Origin of the sequence: Citrobacter sp. NCU1 (assembly GCF_010231475.1) — a bacterium.
In the GTDB taxonomy this organism is placed as follows: Bacteria; Pseudomonadota; Gammaproteobacteria; order Enterobacterales; family Enterobacteriaceae; genus Citrobacter_D.
In genome coordinates this window covers 1-22,904 of the sequence record NZ_NRDO01000054.1, presented here as the reverse complement: position 1 = coordinate 22,904, position 22,904 = coordinate 1, and the positions used below count along the sequence as shown (strand labels likewise).

General features: G+C 49.1%; 37 protein-coding genes and 1 pseudogene. 21 read left to right on the top strand and 17 right to left on the bottom strand.

Features of this window, described 5'->3' with window-relative positions:
* The 3 genes from CJP72_RS17745 to CJP72_RS17735 all read right to left on the bottom strand — a co-directional run.
* Positions 1-1,584 (bottom strand): terminase large subunit (locus CJP72_RS17745; RefSeq protein ID WP_162382663.1); only part of this gene is annotated, 1,584 nt, incomplete at its 3' end.
* Complete coding sequence (locus CJP72_RS17740) at positions 1,581-2,051, bottom strand: phage terminase small subunit P27 family (RefSeq protein WP_162382666.1); 471 nt, start codon at positions 2,049-2,051, stop codon at positions 1,581-1,583. The genes CJP72_RS17740 and CJP72_RS17745, both read right to left, overlap by 4 nt.
* Positions 2,052-2,188: 137 nt before the next feature.
* Positions 2,189-2,557 (bottom strand): HNH endonuclease, encoded by a 369-nt coding sequence (locus tag CJP72_RS17735; protein WP_162382662.1) that lies wholly within the window; start codon positions 2,555-2,557, stop codon positions 2,189-2,191.
* Positions 2,558-2,650: 93 nt separating this feature from the next.
* On the opposite strand from CJP72_RS17735, the gene CJP72_RS17730 reads away from it, so the two are divergent.
* The gene (locus tag CJP72_RS17730; RefSeq protein WP_162382661.1) at positions 2,651-2,986 is read left to right on the top strand and encodes a hypothetical protein; all 336 of its coding nucleotides are present in this window, start codon (positions 2,651-2,653) and stop codon (positions 2,984-2,986) included.
* Positions 2,987-3,028: 42 nt separating this feature from the next.
* Here CJP72_RS17730 and CJP72_RS17725 read toward each other — a convergent pair whose 3' ends face one another.
* From CJP72_RS17725 to CJP72_RS17700, 6 genes are all read right to left on the bottom strand, one after another.
* Positions 3,029-3,646, bottom strand: a complete 618-nt coding sequence (locus CJP72_RS17725; RefSeq protein ID WP_162382660.1) for a methyltransferase domain-containing protein — start codon at positions 3,644-3,646, stop codon at positions 3,029-3,031.
* Entirely contained in the window at positions 3,630-4,496 is an 867-nt protein-coding gene (locus tag CJP72_RS17720) for a hypothetical protein (protein ID WP_342212330.1), read from the bottom strand. Before CJP72_RS17720 ends, CJP72_RS17725 begins: the two co-directional genes overlap by 17 nt.
* On the bottom strand, positions 4,493-5,026 hold the full coding sequence (locus CJP72_RS17715) for a hypothetical protein (protein WP_162382659.1): 534 nt from the start codon (positions 5,024-5,026) through the stop codon (positions 4,493-4,495). Before CJP72_RS17715 ends, CJP72_RS17720 begins: the two co-directional genes overlap by 4 nt.
* Positions 5,027-5,080: 54 nt before the next feature.
* On the bottom strand, positions 5,081-5,428 hold the full coding sequence (locus CJP72_RS17710) for a hypothetical protein (RefSeq protein ID WP_162382658.1): 348 nt from the start codon (positions 5,426-5,428) through the stop codon (positions 5,081-5,083).
* 120 nt (positions 5,429-5,548) lie between these two features.
* Positions 5,549-6,625, bottom strand: a complete 1,077-nt coding sequence (locus CJP72_RS17705) for a DNA-methyltransferase (RefSeq protein WP_162382657.1) — start codon at positions 6,623-6,625, stop codon at positions 5,549-5,551.
* Between the two features lie 153 nt (positions 6,626-6,778).
* Positions 6,779-6,967: a DprA-like winged helix domain-containing protein gene (locus tag CJP72_RS17700; protein WP_162382656.1), complete on the bottom strand. Its 189-nt coding sequence runs from the start codon at positions 6,965-6,967 to the stop codon at positions 6,779-6,781.
* 275 nt (positions 6,968-7,242) lie between these two features.
* On the opposite strand from CJP72_RS17700, the gene CJP72_RS25270 reads away from it, so the two are divergent.
* On the top strand, positions 7,243-8,169 hold the full coding sequence (locus tag CJP72_RS25270; protein ID WP_193568772.1) for a hypothetical protein: 927 nt from the start codon (positions 7,243-7,245) through the stop codon (positions 8,167-8,169).
* On the top strand, positions 8,156-8,689 hold the full coding sequence (locus tag CJP72_RS17690) for a hypothetical protein (protein WP_193568771.1): 534 nt from the start codon (positions 8,156-8,158) through the stop codon (positions 8,687-8,689). The genes CJP72_RS25270 and CJP72_RS17690 overlap by 14 nt, the downstream gene beginning before the upstream one ends.
* Before the next feature lie 12 nt (positions 8,690-8,701).
* On the opposite strand, the gene CJP72_RS17685 is transcribed toward CJP72_RS17690, so the two are convergent.
* The 8 genes and pseudogenes from CJP72_RS17685 to CJP72_RS17655 all read right to left on the bottom strand — a co-directional run bounded on the left by CJP72_RS17685 (position 8,702) and on the right by CJP72_RS17655 (position 13,688).
* Positions 8,702-9,046 carry an antiterminator Q family protein gene (locus CJP72_RS17685; protein WP_162382655.1) on the bottom strand — a complete coding sequence of 115 codons (345 nt, stop codon included), beginning with the start codon at positions 9,044-9,046 and terminating at the stop codon, positions 8,702-8,704.
* Between the two features lie 13 nt (positions 9,047-9,059).
* Positions 9,060-9,131, bottom strand: a pseudogene (locus tag CJP72_RS25600) (hypothetical protein); the annotation flags it as partial.
* Positions 9,128-9,439 carry a hypothetical protein gene (locus CJP72_RS17680; RefSeq protein WP_162382654.1) on the bottom strand — a complete coding sequence of 104 codons (312 nt, stop codon included), beginning with the start codon at positions 9,437-9,439 and terminating at the stop codon, positions 9,128-9,130. The pseudogene CJP72_RS25600 and the gene CJP72_RS17680, both read right to left, overlap by 4 nt.
* A gap of 10 nt (positions 9,440-9,449) precedes the next feature.
* Entirely contained in the window at positions 9,450-10,805 is a 1,356-nt protein-coding gene (locus CJP72_RS17675) for a replicative DNA helicase (protein ID WP_162382653.1), read from the bottom strand.
* Entirely contained in the window at positions 10,802-11,680 is an 879-nt protein-coding gene (locus CJP72_RS17670) for an ATP-binding protein (protein WP_162382652.1), read from the bottom strand. Before CJP72_RS17670 ends, CJP72_RS17675 begins: the two co-directional genes overlap by 4 nt.
* A 15-nt stretch (positions 11,681-11,695) precedes the next feature.
* Positions 11,696-12,607: a helix-turn-helix domain-containing protein gene (locus tag CJP72_RS17665; protein WP_162382651.1), complete on the bottom strand. Its 912-nt coding sequence runs from the start codon at positions 12,605-12,607 to the stop codon at positions 11,696-11,698.
* On the bottom strand, positions 12,604-13,428 hold the full coding sequence (locus tag CJP72_RS17660) for a BRO-N domain-containing protein (protein ID WP_162382650.1): 825 nt from the start codon (positions 13,426-13,428) through the stop codon (positions 12,604-12,606). Before CJP72_RS17660 ends, CJP72_RS17665 begins: the two co-directional genes overlap by 4 nt.
* A gap of 32 nt (positions 13,429-13,460) precedes the next feature.
* Positions 13,461-13,688, bottom strand: a complete 228-nt coding sequence (locus CJP72_RS17655) for a helix-turn-helix domain-containing protein (protein WP_162382649.1) — start codon at positions 13,686-13,688, stop codon at positions 13,461-13,463.
* Between the two features lie 111 nt (positions 13,689-13,799).
* Between CJP72_RS17655 and CJP72_RS17650 the strand changes: the two genes are divergently transcribed.
* The 18 genes from CJP72_RS17650 to cmoB all read left to right on the top strand — a co-directional run bounded on the left by CJP72_RS17650 (position 13,800) and on the right by cmoB (position 22,756).
* Entirely contained in the window at positions 13,800-14,489 is a 690-nt protein-coding gene (locus CJP72_RS17650) for a S24 family peptidase (protein WP_162382648.1), read from the top strand.
* A 194-nt stretch (positions 14,490-14,683) separates the two neighbouring features.
* The gene (locus CJP72_RS17645; RefSeq protein ID WP_162382647.1) at positions 14,684-14,899 is read left to right on the top strand and encodes a hypothetical protein; all 216 of its coding nucleotides are present in this window, start codon (positions 14,684-14,686) and stop codon (positions 14,897-14,899) included.
* Positions 14,896-15,114, top strand: a complete 219-nt coding sequence (locus CJP72_RS17640) for a hypothetical protein (RefSeq protein WP_162382646.1) — start codon at positions 14,896-14,898, stop codon at positions 15,112-15,114. Before CJP72_RS17645 ends, CJP72_RS17640 begins: the two co-directional genes overlap by 4 nt.
* Before the next feature lie 62 nt (positions 15,115-15,176).
* A complete protein-coding gene (locus tag CJP72_RS17635) occupies positions 15,177-15,467 on the top strand; it encodes a hypothetical protein (protein WP_162382645.1) in 291 nt (96 codons plus the stop codon).
* Between the two features lie 99 nt (positions 15,468-15,566).
* A complete protein-coding gene (locus CJP72_RS17630; RefSeq protein ID WP_071684376.1) occupies positions 15,567-15,923 on the top strand; it encodes a hypothetical protein in 357 nt (118 codons plus the stop codon).
* A complete protein-coding gene (locus CJP72_RS17625) occupies positions 15,923-16,153 on the top strand; it encodes a hypothetical protein (protein WP_162382644.1) in 231 nt (76 codons plus the stop codon). The genes CJP72_RS17630 and CJP72_RS17625 overlap by 1 nt, the downstream gene beginning before the upstream one ends.
* A complete protein-coding gene (locus tag CJP72_RS17620; RefSeq protein ID WP_162382643.1) occupies positions 16,146-16,568 on the top strand; it encodes a hypothetical protein in 423 nt (140 codons plus the stop codon). The genes CJP72_RS17625 and CJP72_RS17620 overlap by 8 nt, the downstream gene beginning before the upstream one ends.
* A complete protein-coding gene (locus tag CJP72_RS17615; RefSeq protein ID WP_162382642.1) occupies positions 16,565-17,149 on the top strand; it encodes a hypothetical protein in 585 nt (194 codons plus the stop codon). Before CJP72_RS17620 ends, CJP72_RS17615 begins: the two co-directional genes overlap by 4 nt.
* Positions 17,085-17,309, top strand: coding sequence for a hypothetical protein (locus CJP72_RS25595; protein WP_162382641.1), 225 nt, complete (start codon positions 17,085-17,087; stop codon positions 17,307-17,309). Before CJP72_RS17615 ends, CJP72_RS25595 begins: the two co-directional genes overlap by 65 nt.
* Entirely contained in the window at positions 17,306-17,614 is a 309-nt protein-coding gene (locus CJP72_RS17605; protein ID WP_162382640.1) for a hypothetical protein, read from the top strand. Before CJP72_RS25595 ends, CJP72_RS17605 begins: the two co-directional genes overlap by 4 nt.
* A complete protein-coding gene (locus CJP72_RS17600) occupies positions 17,611-17,928 on the top strand; it encodes a hypothetical protein (RefSeq protein WP_162382639.1) in 318 nt (105 codons plus the stop codon). Before CJP72_RS17605 ends, CJP72_RS17600 begins: the two co-directional genes overlap by 4 nt.
* The gene (locus tag CJP72_RS25265) at positions 17,925-18,071 is read left to right on the top strand and encodes a hypothetical protein (protein ID WP_193568769.1); all 147 of its coding nucleotides are present in this window, start codon (positions 17,925-17,927) and stop codon (positions 18,069-18,071) included. Before CJP72_RS17600 ends, CJP72_RS25265 begins: the two co-directional genes overlap by 4 nt.
* A gap of 7 nt (positions 18,072-18,078) precedes the next feature.
* Positions 18,079-18,315 (top strand): excisionase family protein, encoded by a 237-nt coding sequence (locus CJP72_RS17595; RefSeq protein ID WP_162382638.1) that lies wholly within the window; start codon positions 18,079-18,081, stop codon positions 18,313-18,315.
* A 58-nt stretch (positions 18,316-18,373) separates the two neighbouring features.
* On the top strand, positions 18,374-19,687 hold the full coding sequence (locus CJP72_RS17590) for a tyrosine-type recombinase/integrase (protein WP_162382637.1): 1,314 nt from the start codon (positions 18,374-18,376) through the stop codon (positions 19,685-19,687).
* A 26-nt stretch (positions 19,688-19,713) separates the two neighbouring features.
* Positions 19,714-20,439, top strand: coding sequence for a DUF72 domain-containing protein (locus CJP72_RS17585; RefSeq protein ID WP_162382636.1), 726 nt, complete (start codon positions 19,714-19,716; stop codon positions 20,437-20,439).
* Positions 20,440-20,611: 172 nt separating this feature from the next.
* On the top strand, positions 20,612-21,007 hold the full coding sequence (locus CJP72_RS17580; RefSeq protein WP_162382635.1) for an MAPEG family protein: 396 nt from the start codon (positions 20,612-20,614) through the stop codon (positions 21,005-21,007).
* 40 nt (positions 21,008-21,047) lie between these two features.
* Positions 21,048-21,791 carry a carboxy-S-adenosyl-L-methionine synthase CmoA gene (gene cmoA / locus CJP72_RS17575; RefSeq protein ID WP_162382634.1) on the top strand — a complete coding sequence of 248 codons (744 nt, stop codon included), beginning with the start codon at positions 21,048-21,050 and terminating at the stop codon, positions 21,789-21,791.
* Positions 21,788-22,756 carry a tRNA 5-methoxyuridine(34)/uridine 5-oxyacetic acid(34) synthase CmoB gene (gene cmoB / locus CJP72_RS17570; protein ID WP_162382633.1) on the top strand — a complete coding sequence of 323 codons (969 nt, stop codon included), beginning with the start codon at positions 21,788-21,790 and terminating at the stop codon, positions 22,754-22,756. The genes cmoA and cmoB overlap by 4 nt, the downstream gene beginning before the upstream one ends.
* The last annotated feature ends 148 nt before the right edge of the window (positions 22,757-22,904 follow it).

The following is a 22,904-nucleotide window of genomic DNA, read 5'->3' as shown; positions in this document are numbered from 1 at the left end:
ATCGTCGCCAGGTATGTGTTTGCCGATCACGTTGCTGATACACCAGGTTAAAACCGGGTTGCCATCATGGTGAAAGCGCCCGGCCTCGATAGCCGCTTCCAGCTCTTTCATCGGGTCGGACATATTGCTGTAGTTCTGCGTGATCGTTATCGGACTCAGACCTTCATCTGCCAGATGGTGCGAAAGGTTTGTGGCGCCATGCGGGTCAATTGGCGATTCTTCGACAGCGTTAAGCCGGTTTGCCTCTTTTGCCGACTCCAGAATTTCGCGGTAATCAATTTCCGCGCCGTCAGTCGTCGTGAGATAACCGGCCTCGGCCCATTTTTGATACCGTTCTGCGGTGCGCTGATCGGCGACGTCGGCACTGTAAACAGTGTCATACGGCACGAAAAATTTCGGAGCGATGCAATAATAATGCGTTTTGCCGTCAATCTTCCGGGTAAACAGCCTGATCATGCAGTTCAGATCCAGCTTACGTGCCAGGTCAAAGCCAAGAACACAGGTATGCCCCTCGAAGCGCTCCAGAGTCAGGGATTTGTCTTCGCATTTCTGCCAGTTAACTAAATTAAAGAACGCGTCTTTTGCCGCCACCCAAATATTCAGGTGTTTGGTTTTGAACACGCCAACTTTGCGCGGGTTGTTGATGGCAGCGCGCTGCTGCGATAACAAATGCTCGCTGTAGACAGAAATCCCCATATTGGGATTTGCCTTGCGCAGCACCGCCGGATCAGTCCAGTCGTCATCATCATCAACAGTGTAAATAATCCCGAAAAGCTCGTCGTTTGGCACAATGCCTTCCAGCATTTCTACCACTTCACGGCGCTTGTCGTAACACGGCCCCTCGATGTTATAGCCCGCGGTGGTTATGCCATATATCAGCGGCTGACGCCGGGCGCCCATCCCGGTTTGCATCGTCGAGTAAAGCGCATCGGTTTTATGTTCGTGGTATTCGTCAATCAGCGCGCAGCTCGGCGATGCACCGTCACCCGGATCGCCGATCATAGGTTCAAACCGGGCACCATCTCCCGGGCGGCTCAGACTTTGCGCATGCACTTCAATACCGAACGCCTCACGTAGTGCTTCGGTACGTTGTGCCATCAGGCGCGCCGGGCGAAATACCTCCCAGGCCTGTTTCTCTGTAGTGGCACCGGAATACACTTCTGCGCCGAACTCGTCATCACACGCGAACATAAACAGCCCCACGCCCGCTGACATTGCCGATTTACCGTTTTTACGAGGTATTTCGTTATAAGCCTCGCGGAAACGTCGGTACCCTGTTTTTTTATGTACCCAGCCAAATACAGCGCAAATGCTGAAAAGCTGCCAGGGTTCCAGGGTGATCGGCATCCGTTTAAACGCCCATTCACCTTTTGTATGCGGCAGCAACTGGATAAATTTGGCGGCCTTCTCGGCCTTGTCCTTATCGAATTTAAACGGGTAATTCTTCTTCGTGGCCTTTTCCAGATCATCGAGGTGACGCTGGCAGGCCAGCAACGTATACCGACACACCGGAATCTTTCCACGCACCACGTCGCGGGCGTACTGATTGGCGGCGTTGACGTTCGCGTTAGTTTTTCTGGTCATAGGTTTTTAAACGGATTGTCGCTGCCCTGTTTGGGTGTGATAAGGCGCTGACGGCTGGCAGGATCCAGCCCCAGCAAACTACCGAACGTCACCATTTGCCGGGCAGCTTCATTGGCTGCCGTTAATGCCGGATTTTTCTTCGGCCCCGATTCAGTTTCCACTGTGATACCGACGCGCATGACCTCCAGTTGGGATTCGTGCCAGTTGCGAAAGGCCGCGCAGAACGCAACGACGTTGTGCAGATCGGTAACGTAGAGAACGCGCTGGGCGCACAGTTCATGAATAACGGTTTCCCACATCTGCCGCGCGGTGTCGTCGAACCACTCGGGCGGGTCGGCGTGGGTGATCGGTGTGAATTTGGGTTCGAGTTTGTTTAATGCTCGCTTGCCGGGGTTGCCAGCCAGCGCCTTGCGGGCTGTTGGCTTAGGTTTTCGGCCTCGCCCTGGCACAGTTGATTTTCCCGACATGTCAAATCCTGAAATTTTTAATTTCGCGGGTGCAAAAATTCGACCAAGCGGGCCGTCACGCAGGCCGCGGGCTGCAGAGATTTGCCCTCCCCCTTCACAGGTGAGAGCAATTCTCATTCACAATGAGTTTCGGACGTCTAACTGAGTTTCGGTTTACCCCTCGCATGCTCCCTCGCCGTCTTGTGGCGATGGCATGGAGTGCAGAGGCATTGCAGGTTATCGAGCGTGTCAGCACCGCCGTGTGCAAGCGGAATGATGTGGTCAACGTCTGTTGCTGATACGACACGACCACCTGCGAGGCACAGCACACACAGCCCTTTATCACGACGCATTGCAGCATCACGCTGTCGGCGCCACTTCGCACCATAGGGGGTCTTTCCGGGAGATTTTTGCTTGCGATAACGCGACCAGCTTTCGCTTTCGTGGTTTTCGCAGTAACCTGATCGGTCGCTAACCAGTGCTGTGCAACCACGCACACGGCACGGCGTTGGTGTTCTTGCGGGCATAATCATCAGTCACAAAAGGCATTTACAGATTTTTTGCAACTGTCATTTACCTGCATAACAGAAGCGGTTATTTCAACATAAGGAGCATTAATCGTGACAAACCCAAAAACTGTAACGATGAAACCGGAAGGTGTTGCCACCATAACAACTGATTCTGACGGTATACCTGTCATTACCTCAGACAAGTCTATTTCATCAACCATTGAAAACATCCTCTCTTATGGGATTGAAAATATTGTTGATATTCGCAGCTACAATATCGAGCAGAAGGATGGAAAGACTTTCCACCATGTAGTATTCAATTCTGGTGGAACGATTGAGCTGTCTTTTGAACCTGGTGGGAAAGGTTTCAGCGCATCTGCACATCAGATGACCGCTAAGGTTACTAATGGAGAGCGAATTCTAATTTCTGAGAACCACAGCAAGTAGTTTTGAACTTCAAGCCATGCTATTTGCAGATAGCATGGCTTTTTATAATCTCTCGAACGCATATGACCCGATCCCTTCCCGGCCCATCATGCTTTCGTTGATATTATGTTCCACCAGCCTGAATCCCTGCTCGCCAAACCACTTAATCAGGCCGTTGTGTGTCCAGTACCAGATATGTTCGGTTTTGCGGAAGTGCTTAGAGCGCAGAACGTGATCGCCGCTTTCGAATATCGGCACAGAGACAAACACAAAGCGCCCGGCTTTTGCTACTGCTATATCTGGCCGGTCGATATGCTCCAGGCTATCCCAGAACGTCAGTGCTGGGTAATGGTCTATGTACAGGTCGGCCCATAAACCACGCTGGTTTAACCAATCGATACCAGCCGGATTCACATCAAAACCGCGAGTATTCGGCCTAGCCTCAACAAATTGCCCTGCACCTATGCCCACATCAAGCAGCGGGCCGTTATAGTGGCGAGCCACCATCTGTATACGCACGGCAGTAAGCTGACGCCCCAAGCTGGTGTCTGCCATCGCCTGATAGCGGGAAAAATATTCCGCATCATACGGGCGGTGCGAACAAGTTACCGGATAACGGCCCATGCCAATTTCTGGCAGCCAGACAAAACCGTGCCGGATTTCATCAGAGAACAACTTCATGCAGCCACCCGTAAAATTTATCTTCGAAGTCGGCGATCGTCTTATCGCAGTTATGGTTTGCGTCGGTACATCTGCAGTAATTCGCAGGGATAGCCCAGCGGGTTTTCTCCAGTGGCATGGCCGGGTCGGTTACGACCTCCGGCGCATTGTGGCCACCACGACCACCAGCAACGACAAACAACGGTGTGTTATAGGCAACAGCCATCGGTATGGAGAAACCAACCGGCGACACAACGCAGGCGGCACGTTCATACAGCGTGCACAGCTGCGTCAGGCTCAGATCACCTTTATGCAGCGTTAAATCAGCGTCTGGCGCTGGCCCCACAATCCATTCAACGCCTGGCTCTGTATCGGCAACGCTCACCACAAAGAAACCCAACTGGCGAAGCAAACGTGCTGCAACATTCAGGTAATGCGGATCCGGGTTGCGACTGCCGCTGGCCCATTCGGTGCGAACGGTAGCCGGGCGAATCACCGCAATGCGGCAATCGGTCGGAAGTTTGCGGTGCACATCGTTAAAGCTCGGCAGGTCAAACACCAGCGGGCCAGACACACCAAATTGCGTTCTGAACGCGTGAATAATGCCGCCGTTCACCAGCTCCTGCGGGCCATAACAAATACGCGTTGTTCTGGCATTCTTTGGCTGCGGGGAAAAATCGTGATCCGTGCGGATTTCGTTTTTACGCTGAGTGCGCAGAACTGTGTTTGAACGGACACAATGCACATCCAGATCGCTATAAAGTTCAGGCCACGGCGTGCGGATAAACGCGCCGGGGAAATGACGCAGAAACGGGCGCTGGTAGATATTGTCACCGAGTCCGTACATCCCCTCAAAAAATACTGGTGTCACAGTTCAGCCTCTATTGTGCTGCGCGGAAAGATTTTTAACGCCGTTTCACGCGAACAGTTAATGATCTCAATCCCGGCGGCCCACTGCTGCAGACGAGCGAATTCGTCGCGCCAGCGCTTAACACTGTCAGCCGTCGGATTGCGTATGTTTTCGTGGTTGCCGTGCCAGTGAGTACCGGCACGCAGCGAGCAGTCGTACCCAAGCAGCAAAACGCGCCGGGCGCCACGGGTAACAGCAAGCTCAATAGCCAGCTGCCCGGAGTTATAAGACTGTGTGAGGAAGCAGCTTTTAAACTGCAGCAGTTGATGGCGTTGTGCCGCCAGCGGGCAAGTTGTCCACCGTTCTGCAGTCGTTGGCACCGTTGCACCGTATTCATTCCACCAGCTCAAATCCGATGCGAAAATCGTTGCACCAGGCAGTAATTGCCATGAATTATTCACTGCGATAACGGGTAAACCTGAATTAGCCACCAGCCTGCAATCATGCTCGTTTAATGACGGGCCACTGGCGATACAAATGATTGTTGCCATAGTTGAATATGAATAATCACTATTGAGCGACATCGTGATAATGCTCAGTGAGCATTACCGGTCTTTCTTCTTATCCCAAACCTTAATGCCGGTTTTCATCTCGAATACCCATGCCAGGATCCCAGCACAAACAGAGCCTCCGACCAGAGCGAGAATGATGGCCACAGAGCCAGGAAGAATTTTAACTCCCATCACTGGCGGGAGTTGAGGTATCCAGGGCCGAACCAGGTAAAACAGCAATACGCAGGTTATAGCGTCAGCGCAGCGTTCCCGGATTCGACCGCCGCCGTACATCCAGCGAGCCAATTCACCCAGAACAACGATAAAGAGCAACTTCATCCACTCCGGTGGGTTCCCCATCAGTTGAGTGAACCAGTCAGCGATACTTGATTTATAGGGCATGTTAATTACCAGAAGATAGCGCCTCGCCCAACAATGTCAGGATATGCAATTGATTCAGATGTTTGGGCGGGCGCGTATTCGAAAAAAACTCCTAGCGACGGGGAGCAGGTCTTAATTTCTCTATATTTTTCCAGATTGTTCAGGGTCAAATACATCCAGCTTTTCCACTTCTGCAACCGTCTGCTTAAACCGTTCCAGCTCCAATTCCACACCGATAGCCCTACGCCCAAGCGCCATTGCAGCTTTTACAGTGGAACCCGACCCCATAAAGAAATCGGCAACGATATCGCCTGGCCTACTACTGGCGCTAATGATCTGCTGCAGCATATCGGCTGGCTTTTCGCATGGATGCTTGCCAGGGTAAAACTGCACCGGCTTATGCACCCATACGTCGGTATACGGAACCGCAGCGGATACGAAGAAATAACGCCGCAGCGATTTGTACTCATCCATCAATTCCGAATACTTGCGATTCAGAGACTGGTATGTGACCACCAGCTGGTGGTGAGGGTGATCGAGCTTCTGTTGCAGGTGTTTCTCAATCGCGATCCGCATGAACAATTCCTGCAACTTCCGATAATCCACTTCGTTTGGCAGTTGCCATTGGCTCACACCAAACCAGTGAGATACCATGTTTTTCTTGCCTGTTGCCTCGGCTATCTCTTTCGAGCTAACCCCCAGCGACTCGCGAGCGGTGCGGAAATAATCGATCAGTGGAGCCATGACATGCAACTTGAGCTCGGTGCTTTTGCTCTCGAAGGCGTTATCCTTCCCGGTGTACGGACCAAGATAGTGTTCAGCAAACAAAATCCGTTCCGTTGCGGGGAAGTAAGCACGCAGGCTTTCTTTATTGCATCCATTCCAGCGGCCCGATGGTTTTGCCCAGATGATGTGGTTCAGAACGTTGAAACGTTCGCGCATCATGATTTCGATGTCAGCTGAGAGACGGTGGCCCGAGAACAGGTAAATGCTGCCGGCTGGTTTTAACACACGCCAGAACTCAGCCAGGCACATATCCAGCCAGCAAAGATAATCCTCATCCCCCTTCCACTGGTTATCCCATCCGTTTGGCTTCACCTTAAAGTAAGGCGGATCAGTAACAATCAGGTCGATGGAGTTATCAGGGAGTGAAACGAGATAAAGCAGACAGTCAGCGTTGACCAACTCAACACTGTTTATTTTTACAGTATTTTTCATAGATCAGTAAGCGCAACTCTGATAGGCTCACTTTGCTTTTGCGCTAAAGCAGTGGGCCTTGGTTAGCTTGTGACCTGAAAGCATAAGCTGATGGCTGGCCGGGTGCGCTAACACCCACCAGCCGCCCATTTCCACAGCAGGATACCTCCATCACTAGAGGCGCTTATAACATCCGAATTGGTAATCAGATAACCCCGCCATCACCAGCTGCATAAGTATTAACTGGCAGTGTTCGCGAGTCAGGTGTGTGTTCTGAGCAATCTCGCCAACCGTCACTGGTTCAGTACCCAACTTGTCAAACACAGCCTGTGCTGCTTCCGTCATATCCTGCTGTTTTACCATGGTTTATTCCCATTTCGTTAACTTATGGCATACAGAAAACTCTGGTTAGGAATAGTAGCAAGATGAAATAGCGCACAAAGCAACTGGTAGCGCATTACTCGCGCTGGCATCCCAAAAAACGCTCCCCCGGCGAAGTGGGGGTCTAAATATCGTTTTTAAGATCGCGGCGTAGAAACTACTCTTATCAGATTACGATTGTTTTTGCGTACGCGTTAGTTTTTTGTTTTGATAAGGCATTACACACAGACGCATCTTTTTAAAGGATAACTATTAGCATGCGAATCAAAGGAAATGGCTTTTCTATCAGCACAAGCAACGCAAATATTGATTTATTGGAAGTTATTAGAAATTTCATGACATCTAACAACCAGACCATCAATCGTACAGATTTCTCACGCAGAATACTGATTAATGAAGAGCAAAATTATTTTATCGGATTGGTTTTAACTTTCAAAAACCAAAGAAAAAACTGTTTATCTAAGATTGAAAATGGAAAATTCTCCATAAAGGTTGAAGATCTACAAGGAGACGACAAACTAGTTAATTTTAATTTTTTCTGCATTAACAAACAATCTTTCAAGGGACTATACCTCTACTACCGAGGCTCATGCTCACTTAACAATTTATTTAGCAAGTGGCAATCTCAATCAAATAGATTCATTAGAAGAAAAGCCTCTTCTGAGAAAAAGGCATTGGGTAAAACTGCTACCGAGTTGCAAAAAGACGCAATTGACAGTAAATATTCTCAACGCATTGACTATAATATCCTTGTTGATAGAAATGACTTAGTCACAACTCTTTCAAGCTTCCGTTCAATTAAAGCTGCAGGATTTAGATTTGATACAATTGATTTTACCTCGCCAGAATTAAGAGGAGTTGAACAATTCACAAGGAACACCGAAGTTACATTTAATATCGACGAAGCTGATAGAACTAGAGTTAGACCTTTAGCAGATCAAATAGGTCAACTCTTTAGAAACGTTCAAAATATTACTAAAGGACGAATTGAAGCAATCGACCATGACGGGAATGAAAGAATCGTTGACCTTATAAATTCACCTTCGTATTTCATTGAGTACGAGTTCGATGATATGGCTGAACATGTGAATGGTCTTACAGATGATACTTTTGCAACTAATCCCATTATCGGTATAATCAAGTCTGAGATGGAGACTGGAGCAAAAAGTCATGAATTTAGCTGAACGATTTACTTCAACGTCGTTTAAGAACCAGCTTACATGGCTGGTTCTAACTTCACTCACTATAACCCTTGTTATATTTTTTTCATTTAAAAAGCTAGGGATTTTCGACAATGGTTTTTATGACTTTTACGCTAAAAACCTAAGAGGGTATTTCTTCTCCGGATTTATATCCGTAGGTTCATTCTTACTCTCGCTTCATACATTTGTCATTGTAAATTTGAAAGATAAACTATTCTCCTCTGACCATTATAGAGAGAGATATGCGAAATCTAGACAAATTAAAGTAGGTGAAATAAATGAAAAAGACATTCTAAAACCCTTAGATAGATTATCTTGCTTCATAAACATATCCATTTGGCTTTCAATTTCAACAGCAATTGCACAATTCACGCTTGGTTTAGCACCTTACACTTTAATCTCAATCAGTTGCATATGGTTAGGTCTGCTAACTATTTTGTTCATGCTTAATTCATTAGTATTGATACGCCTTAACATCAAAGATATGCTCCATCAAAACTGATGGAGCAATTTATTATTCAATCATTGACAACACACCACTTATGAAACCAAGTGCATTTTGAAGTTGATGTCTAATTTTCCCATCAGAGCATTTTCTTTTTTTTGCTATTGTTCTTAAAGAAACACCGATAACAAAATGAGCAATAATCATTTCATATTCTTCAAACTTATACTTCCTGAGTCGCGCAACACAGCCATCAATCATGATTCCTTCATCATCGTCACACTGAAGGCGTGATTTCTTACCATGGGGTAACAAGCCTTTAAATCCTGCTGCGATTGGTTGCCAGTCAACACCACTACTATCAGCAGCAGCCCACGCGCCCCAGCGGTCCATAACATCGTATATATCACGCATTGTTATGTGCTCCTGTATTATTCACGCTGTCGCTGATATGCATCCCCTGAGGGCTGAAATGTTTAAGTGATGTTTCCAGTTTCATTGAATAGAGTCTCCCTTCTCGGCAGTGCCAAACCAGCCAGGATGCGCCCACTGGATATCGGTAACTTTATGGCCGTTCCCCCATAGCGATATCGCGCGCATTGCAACGTAGTGCATAAAGATTTTTTCCCGCTCGAGCCATTCATCTTCAGGCTTATCCTCAAGAAACTCATCAATTGCATCAGCAATAAGACTAAAGCATTCGGGATAGTCGCTATGACTGATAGCTACGTCTCGCGCGGCATCCTGGAGCTCCATGAAGCGCTTTTTGGTGAATAAATAAGACATTTCGTGAATTAGACGATCCACTGTTGGTTCCTTAAGCTTTTGCATACCGACGAGGTTGTGATTTTTGCTGCGAGACTGATTTTGATTTCGCTTCTTCCTGGCCAATCGGCAGAAAATGCCCGTTATAAAAACGGCGATATACGGTCCCAAGAACCCCGTTCCGCTGTTTGGTGATGTTAATTTCCGCAATCCCTTTTGCCGGCGATTCAGGGTTATACACTTCGTCGCGATAGAGCATCATGATGATGTCAGCATCCGCCTCAATTTCTCCGGAGTTCTTCAGGTCTGAGTTCATGGGGCGTTTGTTCGGTCGGGATTCCACACCTCTCGAAAGCTGGCTCAGCGCCAAAATGGGAGTGCGGTTTGTTTTAGCAAGTCGCTTTAACCCCTTCGACAATTCACCCACCGCCAGGTCATAGCGCGCCGTGCTCTGGATCTTAATGAGTAACAGATAATCGATAACCACCAGCGCGGTTTCAGGATGAGCAATCTGATGACTGGTTGCTGTTTGCTGGATTTGCTCAAGCGTCAGATCAGTGGCATCGACCATCCAGATATTGCGCCCGGTTAGATGCCCGATACCTGTAGATAACCTTGCCCAGTCTTCATCTTCAAACTTCGCGGCCGCTTTGAGCCTGGACACTGACATACCACCAGCAGCAGATACCATTCGCTCGCCAATCTGGATGTTGGCCATCTCCATGCTGAAAAACAGTACGCCATGCCCCTGCTCGGATACCTTATCGATAATGTCCAGGGCCAGCTCGGTTTTACCCATCGACGGGCGGGCGGCAATGAAGACCAGATCTGTCGGTTCAATGCCACCGGTTTTTGCGTCCAGCTCTTCAATACCGGTCATCAGAGGTTTGGCCTCTTCCAGCCCCTGATTTCTTGCGTCTACCCGGTCAATTACTGCAGGTAAAATTTCATCAATATGCACAGGTTGAACGGTATCAGGAGTGAGTGAAATTGCAGCCATAGCCTCCTGTGCGGCTTTCAACGCTTCGACTGCGTTTTCACCATTAGCAGCATTGCGAATGCCAGCCAGCGCTGTCTCGATTACAGCCTCAGCGTCACGAACGGCAGCGTTACGTTCCAGAGTGGAAACATAATACGTCAGCGCTGATTTAGCCCAGGCGATACGACTTGACTCGAGTATCGTTGCGCTGTGTTCTGGCATGGCCTCACAAAGCAACAGCGGATCTATCACTCCGGTTCCGCGAGCCTGACGACAGATGCCGGAATAAATTTCACGGTACTGACGGACGGAGAATACGCTCGCCGGCATACGAGAAAGAATGCCCAGAACCTCAGGATCGGTATTGCGCAGAAAAATCGCGCCAATTACCGCACCTTCCAGATCTTCATTTTTCCAGACAGGCGTCATGCTGTCGCTCCTGGCACGATAGCGCGGAAACTTCCCCAGCCAAATGCCAGGCGGTTGCGGCCACCATCGGTAACCCGGTCCACGATTCGTTCACCAATAGTCTCTTTCAGCTGGTCGAAGGTGAGATTGCTGATCAGAATTGTGGGGAGAATACTTTCGTACCGGGCATTGATGATTTCCTGCAGGATAGTCATTTCCGTCGGACTACCAAACTGTACGCCCACCTCGTCAATAATCAGCAGATCCAATGATGCGAAACGCTCAATAATGTCATCCTCGGTACTGTCAGCACCGTGGCGCCACGTGTTTTTCACAGCACGGGTCAGACGCATAACATCGGTGATTTCCACACTTGCAAGATGATCGCGGATGATGCTCTTTGCCAGGGACACTGCCAGGTGGTTTTTTCCGGTACCACAGTTACCCATCATAATCAGCCCCGTCCCGAGCTTAAGGCGCTCAGGCCAGCTATTCGCATAGCGCTGACAGGCACTAAGGTTATACTGCGCAGCGTCATTAACCGGCTGATAGTTTGCGAACTCGCAGCTATCAAAACGAAGGGCGATATGCGCCTCATCCAGCAGGTCGGTAACTTGCAGCGCTCGCAGCTCAGATTCAACCAAAGCCTGATCCTCGGCCATGCAGGTCGGACAGCGGGAGATTGTTACCGCAGGAACGCCGCGATATTCCGGCCCAGTCAGGATGCGAGTCTGGTGTTCGCCGTGCTTTTCGCAGGTATCCACGCCGTTGGTTTCCTGCCACTTTTCATGGCACCATGGTTTTTTGCCCTCCAGCGCAAACGCCATTTCATCGCGCAGAGCGTCACGCCGCGCCTGTAGCTTTTCCCGATCTTCGCGTTGTTTAAAATTTAACATTTTGATTACCTGTGATTACCAGTTGGTGTCTGTTTTGCCGTAGTCCTGCTCACTGAACCCAGATACCGGAAGCGCACTTCGACGCCCACCTCCGGGAGCGGATGGAGTTTGCCAGGCTTCTTCGAAATGCCGATCGGGTCCAAAGAACGTTGCCGCCTGCTTGACGAACTGTGTGTCAGCACTGCCCGTTACTTTGACGTAGGCCGCATAGCGCTTAACGCCAGCCAGCATGTCTTCAGGTTTAACCCCGTCTTTCAGGCGGGCTTTCCAGTGTTTCCAGGCTGCCGCCTTAGAATTTCCACCAGCACGTTTTGGGTATGCCTGCCAGGCTGTTTCAAATTCAGGTGAATATTCCTGCTTTGCAGAACGAGCTGGTGCAGAAGCGTCAGCGGATGCACCAATATCTTGTGATTCATGTTTTGAATTTACTGATGGATCATGTTTTGAATTTACTTGTGGATCTGGGGTCAGATTCTGACGGGTGAAAACGCTTTTTTTGTCAGAATCTGACGGGTGAAAACCGTTTGAACGCCCAGATTCTGACGGTTCAGATTCTGAAGGTTCATAATCTGACGGGAGAAAACCGTTAGCTCTGCGCTGCTGTTTCAGAGCAGTTACCTTGTCCTTCTCAGCGCGGGCCAGAGCCTCTAGACGATCGGCATTCAGGTGATAAAGATTGGAAGTGTTGCGATTACCTTTACGGCGGGATTCACGACGCAGCCAGCCAGCGGACTCCAGTTCAGCAATAGCCGTTCTTACCGTGCTTTCGCCCAAACCCAACTGTCGGCAAATAGTTTCAACGCTGGGGTAGCAGACCCCATCATCGTTTGAGTAATCAGCCAGGCGCGCCATAATCACCAACTTGGCGCCCTTAACGTCATGCGCAGCGCATGCGTCCCAGACGTTGCCCAAAATTTTGCTACTCATGCTGCACCCGCTAACTCAGTATCGTGAGTAAACTTGCCATCCCAGCGCTTCTTCATCGGAAGATGCCCCTTGAGATAGTGTCGGTAAATCCACACCGCGCCTTTGCGCAGCAGGATCGGCTTGAATGTGTCGCGCATATCGCCGTCGTCCTGCTCTACCTGCCCGGTACGCTCACTGAGATACAGATCACGAGCATAATTATTTACCCGCCAGCGCGGATACTTAGCTTTTGGCTGATCGTCATAGAGCCAGTTATGCTCGAATAAAAACGCATTGACCTGCTGGACGTTGACGCCGTTAAGCTGCTTACAGAACTGGCAGGGAGACATACCAGGCTGAAAGAGGTTTTCCAGGTGCTCGATATACTTTGCCTGGCGCTCGACGTATCCAAGTGCTCGACGGGCAGCTTCACGTTCGTCAGCCCATGCACGAGCAGCTGCGACTTCGTCTGAAAAATCAGGCAGATCATTAGATGGAATGAGATTGTATGAGCCAGTAGCTCGGATTGACGGCAGCACATCAGCAGTGACCCAGCGCTTGAATCGCTTGGCCTGCTTTTTCCGGCTTTTGAGGATAAGCGTATAAAGCCCTGACTCATTGACCAGCATTGGCTTGCGGCCCGAACCCGAATACTGTTCGTGTTCACACATATCTTCATCATCTACTGACAAAAGGGCCTTATTTGTATCGTTCAACCCCAACGCCTGGCACACATCGACAACAAAAAACCAAGGTGATTGGCTAATCTGCACGGTACGAACTGAAGCCAGCAGCTCACCATAATCAGACTTAAAATCGAACGTTTTAATGGTGGCATTCATATTTGAGCTTCCCGTTGTTCGCATGTGCCATGTCACGCCTCAGTTCCGATCTTGAAAACCAACTGTTCTTTTGTGATAACGGGCTTATCCACGAATGACTTTGATGCACTTTCGATCGCCAAGGCCAGACGAGGAGAGGCGTTGCGATAGCCATAGGCAATGAGATTCAGGTATCCCGAAGATGTGCCTGATTTTTTAGCAAGATCCTCCCACTGCTCTTTAGTTGAAGACTTACGCCAAGCAAGTAACTGGTTGTTCATTACGCTCTCCTGTTGCAATGAACCAACTTTAGCTTTTTGATAAATTAAATGCAATAATCATTTAGCATTTTGTGTATTTACCACATTGCTAAATAATGAGAGCATTTTGACATGGACATAAAAAGCATACGTAAATCAAACCTTGAGCAGCTCATTGTTGAGTTCCTGAAGCGCGACAGACATACGACAAAAGCAGCTTTCGCAGAGATGTGTGGGATAAGCCCTGCCCAACTGAGTCAATTGCTTGGCGAAAATAGCAGTCGCAACATAGGCGACAAAATGGCCAGAAAGATTGAGCAGGCCATGGAGCGCCCGTTTGGGTGGCTGGATAGCCCTCGCAATGTTACCAGCAGCATTAAAAATGAGTTGGAGTATGTCGGAACAGTCAGACTAGGAGCTGTGCCAGTTGTAGGGGAAGCGATTCTCGGGATTGACGGAATGATCGATATGCTAGAAATCCATGCTGGATGGTTGCAAATCTACAGCGCGGATAGGGACGCCTATGGGCTCAAAGTAAAGGGTGACAGTATGTGGCCACGTATACAGTCTGGAGAGTATGTCGTAATAGAGCCAAACACCCAAGTTCATACAGGTGACGAAGTTTTTGTGCGAACGAAAGATGGGCATAACATGATAAAAATCATGAGTAAAACTCGTGATGGCGATTATCAATTCTCAAGTGTAAATAGCGATCATAGACCTATCACCTTGAGCCCTGATAGCATTGAGAAAATGCACTTTGTTTCGGCCATTGTTAAGCATACCCGTTACGTTGACAATGATGAAATGCCCACTCCCTAAGGTCTACTCTAATCACACTACCTCCAACCGACCTGATGGTCGGTTTTTTTATGCCTGCAAAAAATAAAATTAAATTAATAATGCTATTTATCAAATACATAAATACATAAAGTAAATTATTTAGCATTTATTGATTGCATGGAATTTACCATTTTGCTAAATTCATTTCATCAACAGGCAACGGAGTTAATGAAATGAATGCAGAGCAAATACTTTCCGAGAACGGGACCATTCACAAAATTGCAATGGATATTGATTGCGTAATCAATGCACTTGAGTACGCTGAATCTGATCAAGATGTTGCATATAAACCAGCGGCTCTTATCAAAATTTGTATCCGACAGTTAAAGGAAAACCTTTCAGTTATAAACAGAGAGCTTGGTTTTGACTGGCCGGAGAATAAGTCATGAATAATGAAATGGTTACTTTGAATAAAGAAGAAACCAGTAGAACAATTCTCGACTGGTCACATGATGTGCGCTGCTGCTCATGTTCATTATGGATTCTTTTGGAACAAATGACGAGCGCGGAAGAAGAAAGGGAGCATGCTCTTATTACTTTAGTAACTCAGACATTAGAGAAATTGAATAAAAGCATTTGCGACTTCGACACCTATAAACTTTAAATAACAAATGAATTAATTAACGCCTTAACCGGTGTGGCATCACTCACCCTGAGGAAATGCAAATGAATATTATCGTCAGAAGTGAAGTCGTGAATAACAAAGTCCATCCAGCCAATCAGGATGGCGACATTCTTTACATAAATAAAGCCCACAAAACAGCAGAGTGTGCCAATAAATATGCGCATGAGCTGCGTGCTGAATTTACCCAGTTGCTTATGCCAGCAATCACACGCACTGATGTGAAGGTAGCGGGAAGATTCACCTCATTACTTAATGAGCTTTGCTTCATGACCCAAATGACCATGGAGAACACCTCAAAGGGGGGTGGCAATAATGACGTTTTTGAAAGATAAATCAGCACACAAAACAGCAAAGCTCTTTGCCTCTTATGGAAATAGTTATCTGCATATTGCAAACCTTTTTCTGCGCAAGGCTTACGGTCGGTAATGACAATGAAAAACAACACCATTGAAATTTATCGCCGCCGTATTGCTATTGCGGCATTAAACCGAATGAAGCGCAAGACAGGAGGTTACTGCCTCTCCGTAAATATGCCCGATGACAATATTCAGGTTATCGAGATTAACGAAGAATCAATGCTGAAACTTTTGCTGCGTTTCGAAAAACAGGCTCGGACTGAATTCAACACAGAAGCGGAAACATTTCTTCGCCAGACGTATATGAAAAGTGTCGATATCAATGGACACACCGAATATCTGACCGAAACAGGAAAGATGATTGTTGACGAGATTTTTGCGGAATTAATTAAACACGCGAAAGAGAAATACGTATGTGGAGGGATTAACTGATGGCCTCACAACAAACAATTATGCACGGAATGCAGATCCCCACCCCAGTTCTCAACGTGGATCTGCACGTCCTTCCGAACTTCACCGGGCGCGTTGTTCTTTACATTGAAAAAGGTCGTGTGACATGCGACCGCCAGCTCTCTGACGAAGAACATATTTGCGCACTGGACACTTTTATCGAAATGGCTCGCGAAATGGAACTGAGGATTGGGGAGATATCGAATGACTGACAACCGTACCGTAAGCGCGATTGACCTCGCGTTACAGAAACACGATACGCCAGTTGGCCCTTTGTTCGTGGCAGTACGACACGGACGCACTAAAAAATGCTTCACACGGGTTACGGCGATCCGCTATCTGGCGTTCTTCATGACCACCGAAGCTTTCAGTCGTTCCGGCTTCGAGCAGCGCTACCCGGATGTGCAGGCCGTCCACCCTCTCAATCCAGAACTGAATTGTTGGCAGCGAGGAGGCGCAACAGTTGAGTACATCGGAGCCCACCAGCGCTGTATTCGACGTCTTCTCCGCATTCTGGCCATTAAGCGTGACATGACGAAATGGTGTGAGAAGTGGGACGCCATGCATGACCGCTTCGTTAAAGAGGTTGACGAACTACAGGCCAGTAAACCGGAGGGTATTCGATGAACAGCAATTACGACGCGCCAGAAACTTCGCCAAACGGCATCAAGATCGGAAGTCGCGTAATTGGCTGGTCTGGCGCGGTTAAACAATTCGATGGTCCGCGCTTTGACTCCCGCAACTCAGAAGGGCTGCGTTGGTTGGCCTGCATTATGGATGCCGTGTCTGCTGGTTGGGTTTCTTTAGGCGCAGAGAAAGAACTCATTCTGTGGCGCTGGCTGGTAGCAACAGCATTCATCAACGAAGAGAAGGATAAGAACGGCGCTATCGAAATCCCGAACGAAGACAGTGGTGTTGATATCGCAGTTATCTATTCGGGCAAAAAAGGAAATTTGAGTATCTACCCCGGTCCACTGCGTTTTTCTCTCGCCAACCATGTGGAAAGCATCGCCATAGAGAAATATGGCGTTTGCGAGGGTTCAGCCCTAGCCCTTCGCATGTATCAGGACATGGTGATTGCGGATCCCAAGTACGGATTCAGGATGTCACCCTTTGGGCGAAAAGGACTTGAGATGCTTCACGATGACTACATCGGAGAGATTAACACCAACGGTAGCCACGCTGACCATCACCAGCACCGTCTTTGAATTCCGTAAACATAACCGCGTGGTAGACGCCACACTGCTCTGCACACCAGGAATAGTTGCAAACCGCAGTGGAATGTTCTTCATGAAGACGGTTTTGTCCGGTAAATCTCGCGACATGCTGCGTGCATACAAAACAGTATCGCGGGAGGCGACACGATGAGCGTACTCAGACAACAAATTACAGCATCAATGGCGAAAGATATTGCCTTTAAGCTAGGTGCCGAACTGAACGACGAAGAGGCTGATATTTTTGCTGATGGTTACAACGCAGCCATGCTTCAAGATCGCAACGATGTCACCACTGGTAAACAGTTGACCATCACCCTGCCAGATACCAGTTCAAAAGCATTCTGGAGCGGCACAGGCAGGAGCGAGGTTTTCCACCCGGAAACCTATAAGCGCCGGGTGAAAGAAGCGATCGAGCGTCATTGCGTTATCGCAGGTATTGAGGTGGAGGTGAAATGATTAACTGCTCCCCAGAACCCAGGGTGGTAGCGTCAGGCCGCATTCGCCATCGCCATTACCTGATCACCGTTCACGCGCTCGAACGTTATATCGAGCGTATTGGCGGTGATGCCGGCGACATGATCGCGGAAATAGACAGCTCATGGTTGTTCGATTTTCACCAGGGAGGCCACTCTCGCAGATGTTGTGCTTCAGCAGCGGCAGCCGACCGCTATGGCGGTTATACGCTGAGTAGCGGGCATGCAATGTTTATCGTGTTCCCAAAAGAGCAGCACGCGATCGTGACCACGTTATCTACGGGAACAAGCAAATGAACAAGGTTTTTGAAATGTGGGTTCACAGGCGGTACGGAAACCGCTACGACCTGACACGAGATTGCGACGGTTTTTACTGCCAGGAAGTGGTTAAGCGGATGTTTGATGTGTGGTGCCACTGCCGTGGCCTGAGCGTGGTGTGAGGTAGATATGAGCAAGATTATACAGTTGGCGCCCAATGAGTGGGTATGTGAAAGCGTTCTTATCGCGGTTACCGGGCTCAAACCCGGAACCATCCTCCGGGCCAGAAAAGAGTGCTGGATGGTTGGGCGGGAGTATATCCACGTATCGCCTGACGGGAATCCAAAACCTTCCAGTGAGTGCATGTATAACAGAAAGGCTGTAGATGCCTGGGTCGCGTCAATGAGAAACAAGCAGCCTGGGTGATTTGATGACATGAAAAAGGTAAGCTCATATCGCTCTTGGGCGTCTGGAGGTAACACCAATGGATAAAGTCACATATCCAACAGGCGTCGAAAACCACGGTGGCACATTACGCATCTGGTTTAATTTTAAAGGTAAGCGTGTCAGGGAGAGCCTCGGTGTCCCTGACACCGCTAAGAACAGGAAGATCGCCGGGGAACTACGGACATCGATATGCTTTGCTGTCCGCACCGGAAACTTTGACTATGCAGCGCAGTTTCCTGACTCACCTAACCTTAAAGTTTTTGGGGTGGGTTCGAAGGAAATCACAGTGAAAGAGCTTGAAAAAAAGTGGCTGGATCTGAAAAAAATGGAAATTTCTGCAAATGCACTCAATCGATATGAGTCGGTAGCAAGAAACGTCGTGCCATTAATTGGAGCAAAGCGCTTGGTTTCAGCGGTAACCAAAGAGGAATTGCTGTACATCAGGAAAGATTTACTGACCGGTTATCAGAGTTCGACAAATGGTAAAAAGCCTGCAAAAGGGCGAAGCGTTGTTACTGTGAACTATTACATGACGACCATTGCCGGGATGTTTCAGTTTGCTGCAGATCATGGTTACCTGGATGCAAACCCTTTTGATGGCATTAAGCCTCTTAAAAAAGCCAAGGCAGAACCAGATCCGCTAACTCGAGACGAATTTATTCGACTGATAGATGCATGCCGGCATCAGCAGACGAAAAACCTGTGGTCATTAGCAGTGTACACAGGAATGCGTCACGGGGAACTGGTCTCTCTAGCCTGGGAAGATATTGATCTGAAGGTGGGAACAATCACCATCAGGCGCAATTATACGAAACTTGGCGAGTTCACTCTACCGAAAACCGAGGCAAGTACAGATCGGGTGGTGCATCTTATCCAGCCAGCGCTTAGCATCCTGAAAAATCAGGCTGAAATGACAAAGATGGGCAAGCAACATCACATCGACGTGCAGCTACGTGAATACAACCGTTCGGTGAATCATGAATGCACGTTCGTCTTTAACCCACAGATGGTCAGGCGATGTGAGCAGGTTGGATTTATCTACAAGGTTGATTCGGTTGGCGACTCATGGGATGCAGCACTGAAGCGCGCCGGGATCAGACACCGGAAAGCGTACCAGTCACGGCACACTTATGCGTGCTGGTCATTATCTGCTGGCGCAAACCCGAGCTTCATTGCCAACCAGATGGGACATTCAAGCGCCCAAATGGTATTCAATGTATACGGTGCGTGGATGGCAGACTGTAGCGCAGAGCAGATCGCAATGCTAAATCAGAAGCTGGCCGATTTTGCCCCATTGATGCCCCAGATACCACAAACGAGCAGCAGAGGATTATTAAAATCAGTTAGTTAAGCAATGATGCCCGACATGTCAATTGTGTGGAGGGCAACACCACCTTGTACGCGCTTCCCAAAGCCGATGTCGTTGAACGCTGGAAAGCGCAGACAACCGATGATTTTCGTTTCTGTTTTAAATTTCCAGCGACGATCACGCATCAGGCTGCACTGAGAAACTGTGACGATTTAGTGCGGGAGTTTTTGACCCGCATGTCGCCGCTGGAGGGGCGTATTGGCCAGTACTGGCTCCAGCTTCCCGCCACGTTTTCACCTCGCGACCTTCCTGCATTGTGGCAATTTCTGGACGCTTTGCCCGGGCGCTTCACGTACGGTGTTGAAGTCCGTCATCCGGGATTCTTTGCAAAAGGAGATGAGGAACAGCAGCTCAACCGGGGTTTACACGAGAGAGGGGTAAACCGGGTCATCCTCGACAGTCGCCCGGTCCACGCCGCGCGTCCTCACAATGAGGCGATACGCGAGGCGCAGCGCAAGAAACCCAGAGTCCCTGTGCATGCGATTGTCACCGCCAGTCACCCGATGGTGCGATTTATCGGTAGCGATGACATGGTACAAAATCGTGATTTTTTCACCGTCTGGTTAAACAAATTAGCGCTCTGGGAGCACTCAACCACGCCTTATCTGTTTTTGCACACGCCCGATATCGCGCAGGCTCCGGAGTTAGTGGACGCCATCTGGCACGAACTACATGCCGCGATTCCAGGCATTGGTGCCGCACCGTCTATTCCACAGCAATCTTCTCTTTTCTGAAAATGCCACCTATCATAGACAGTGCCATCAACCAAACCGTACTCTACATAATTCGAGTTGCAGGAAGATGGTAAGGGAGAGAATCCCCAGGAGCTTACCTAAGTAAGTGACGGGGGAACGAGTACAGCCAACGCGCATGCAACTTGAAGTATGACGAGTAAAGGGAGTTTGTATGGTAAGCGCGCTATATGTCGTACTAGGTGCGTTATTGTTGATGAAGTTCTCTTTTGATGTTGTTCGTCTGCGGATGCAGTACCGCGTTGCCTATGGCGATGGCGGATTTAGCGAGTTACAAAGCGCGATTCGCATTCATGGCAATGCGGTGGAATATATTCCTGTTGCGCTCGTGCTACTGCTCTTTATGGAGATGAACGGTGCACAAACATGGATGGTGCACATCTGCGGCTTGATTTTAATTGCCGGTCGGCTCATGCATTATTATGGCTTCCATCACCGCTTGTTTCGCTGGCGGCGTTCGGGTATGAGCGCAACCTGGTGCGCCCTGTTGCTGATGGTGCTGGCAAATCTTTGGTATATGCCCTGGGAGTTGGTTTTCTCCCTGCATTAGCGCACAATACGCCACTTTATTTTTCCCGGATTTTTACGTTATGTCTCACCGCGACACGCTTTTTTCTGCGCCTATCGCCAGTCTGGGTGACTGGACCTTTGATGAACGGGTAGCTGAAGTCTTCCCGGATATGATCCAGCGTTCCGTTCCCGGCTACTCCAATATTATCTCGATGATTGGCATGCTGGCTGAACGTTTTGTCAAACCTGACACCCAGGTCTACGATCTGGGCTGTTCTCTGGGCGCGGCGACGCTCTCGGTGCGTCGCAACATCCATCATGACAATTGCAAGATCGTTGCCGTCGATAACTCTCCGGCGATGATTGAACGCTGCCGCCGCCATATTGATGCCTACAAGGCTCCGACCCCCGTTGACATTGTGGAAGGCGATATTCGTCATGTCGCTATCGAAAACGCCTCTATGGTGGTACTGAATTTTACCCTGCAATTCCTTGAGCCGCCTGAGCGCCAGGCATTGCTGGATAAGATTTATCAGGGGTTGAATCCGGGCGGCGCGCTGGTGCTGTCAGAGAAGTTCAGTTTTGAAGATGCGCAGGTCGGCGAATTACTGTTCAACATGCATCATGACTTCAAACGAGCCAATGGCTATAGCGAACTGGAAATCAGCCAGAAGCGCAGCATGCTGGAAAACGTCATGCTGACTGATTCCGTCGAAACCCACAAAGCACGCCTGCGTCAGGCCGGATTCGAACACAGTGAACTGTGGTTCCAGTGCTTCAACTTCGGCTCTCTGGTGGCGCTAAAAGCTGAGGTTTCCGCATGATTGAGTTCGGCAACTTTTATCAGCTGATTGCCAAAAATCACCTTTCCCACTGGCTTGAAACCCTGCCCGCGCAAATTGCAGCCTGGCAGCGCGATCAGCACGGTTTATTTAAACAGTGGTCGAACGCGGTTGAATTTCTGCCCGAGTTAACGCCACACCGTCTGGATCTGCTACACAGCGTCACCGCCGAAAGCGAAACACCGCTGAGCGAAGGCCAGCTTAAGCGTATTGATACCCTGATGCGTAACCTGATGCCGTGGCGCAAAGGTCCGTACTCTTTGTATGGCGTCAATATTGATACCGAATGGCGTTCTGACTGGAAGTGGGATCGCGTATTGCCGCATCTTTCTGATCTTAGCGGTCGCACGATTCTGGATGTGGGCTGCGGCAGCGGCTATCACATGTGGCGCATGATTGGCGCAGGCGCACATCTCGCCGTCGGGATCGACCCCACCCAACTGTTCCTGTGCCAGTTTGAAGCGGTGCGCAAATTGTTAGGTAACGATCAGCGTGCGCATCTGCTGCCGCTGGGGATCGAACAGTTGCCCGCGCTGAATGCGTTTGATACCGTATTTTCGATGGGCGTGCTTTATCATCGTCGTTCGCCGCTGGAGCATCTGTGGCAGTTAAAAGATCAACTGGTCAAAGACGGTGAACTGGTGCTTGAGACGCTGGTCGTCGAGGGCGATGAAAATACCGTTCTGGTGCCAGGCGATCGCTACGCGCAGATGCGTAACGTCTACTTTATCCCTTCCGCGTTGGCACTGAAAAACTGGCTCGAGAAGTGTGGTTTTGTCGATGTGCGTATCGCGGACGTTTGTGTGACGTCAACCGAAGAGCAGCGTCGTACCGAATGGATGGTCACCGAGTCGCTGGCCGATTTCCTCGACCCGAACGACAGCAGCAAAACGGTTGAGGGTTACCCTGCTCCTCTGCGTGCGGTGTTGATTGCGCGCAAACCGTGATGGATTGCCCGGTGGCGCTACGCTTACCGGGCCTACAAATCTCGTAGGTCTGATAAGGCATCGCCGCCATCAGGCATAAAAAGATAAATAAATATCCTCCGGCATAGCCGGAGGTTTTTCATATGCGCCTGTAAGGCTCTGTCACCAG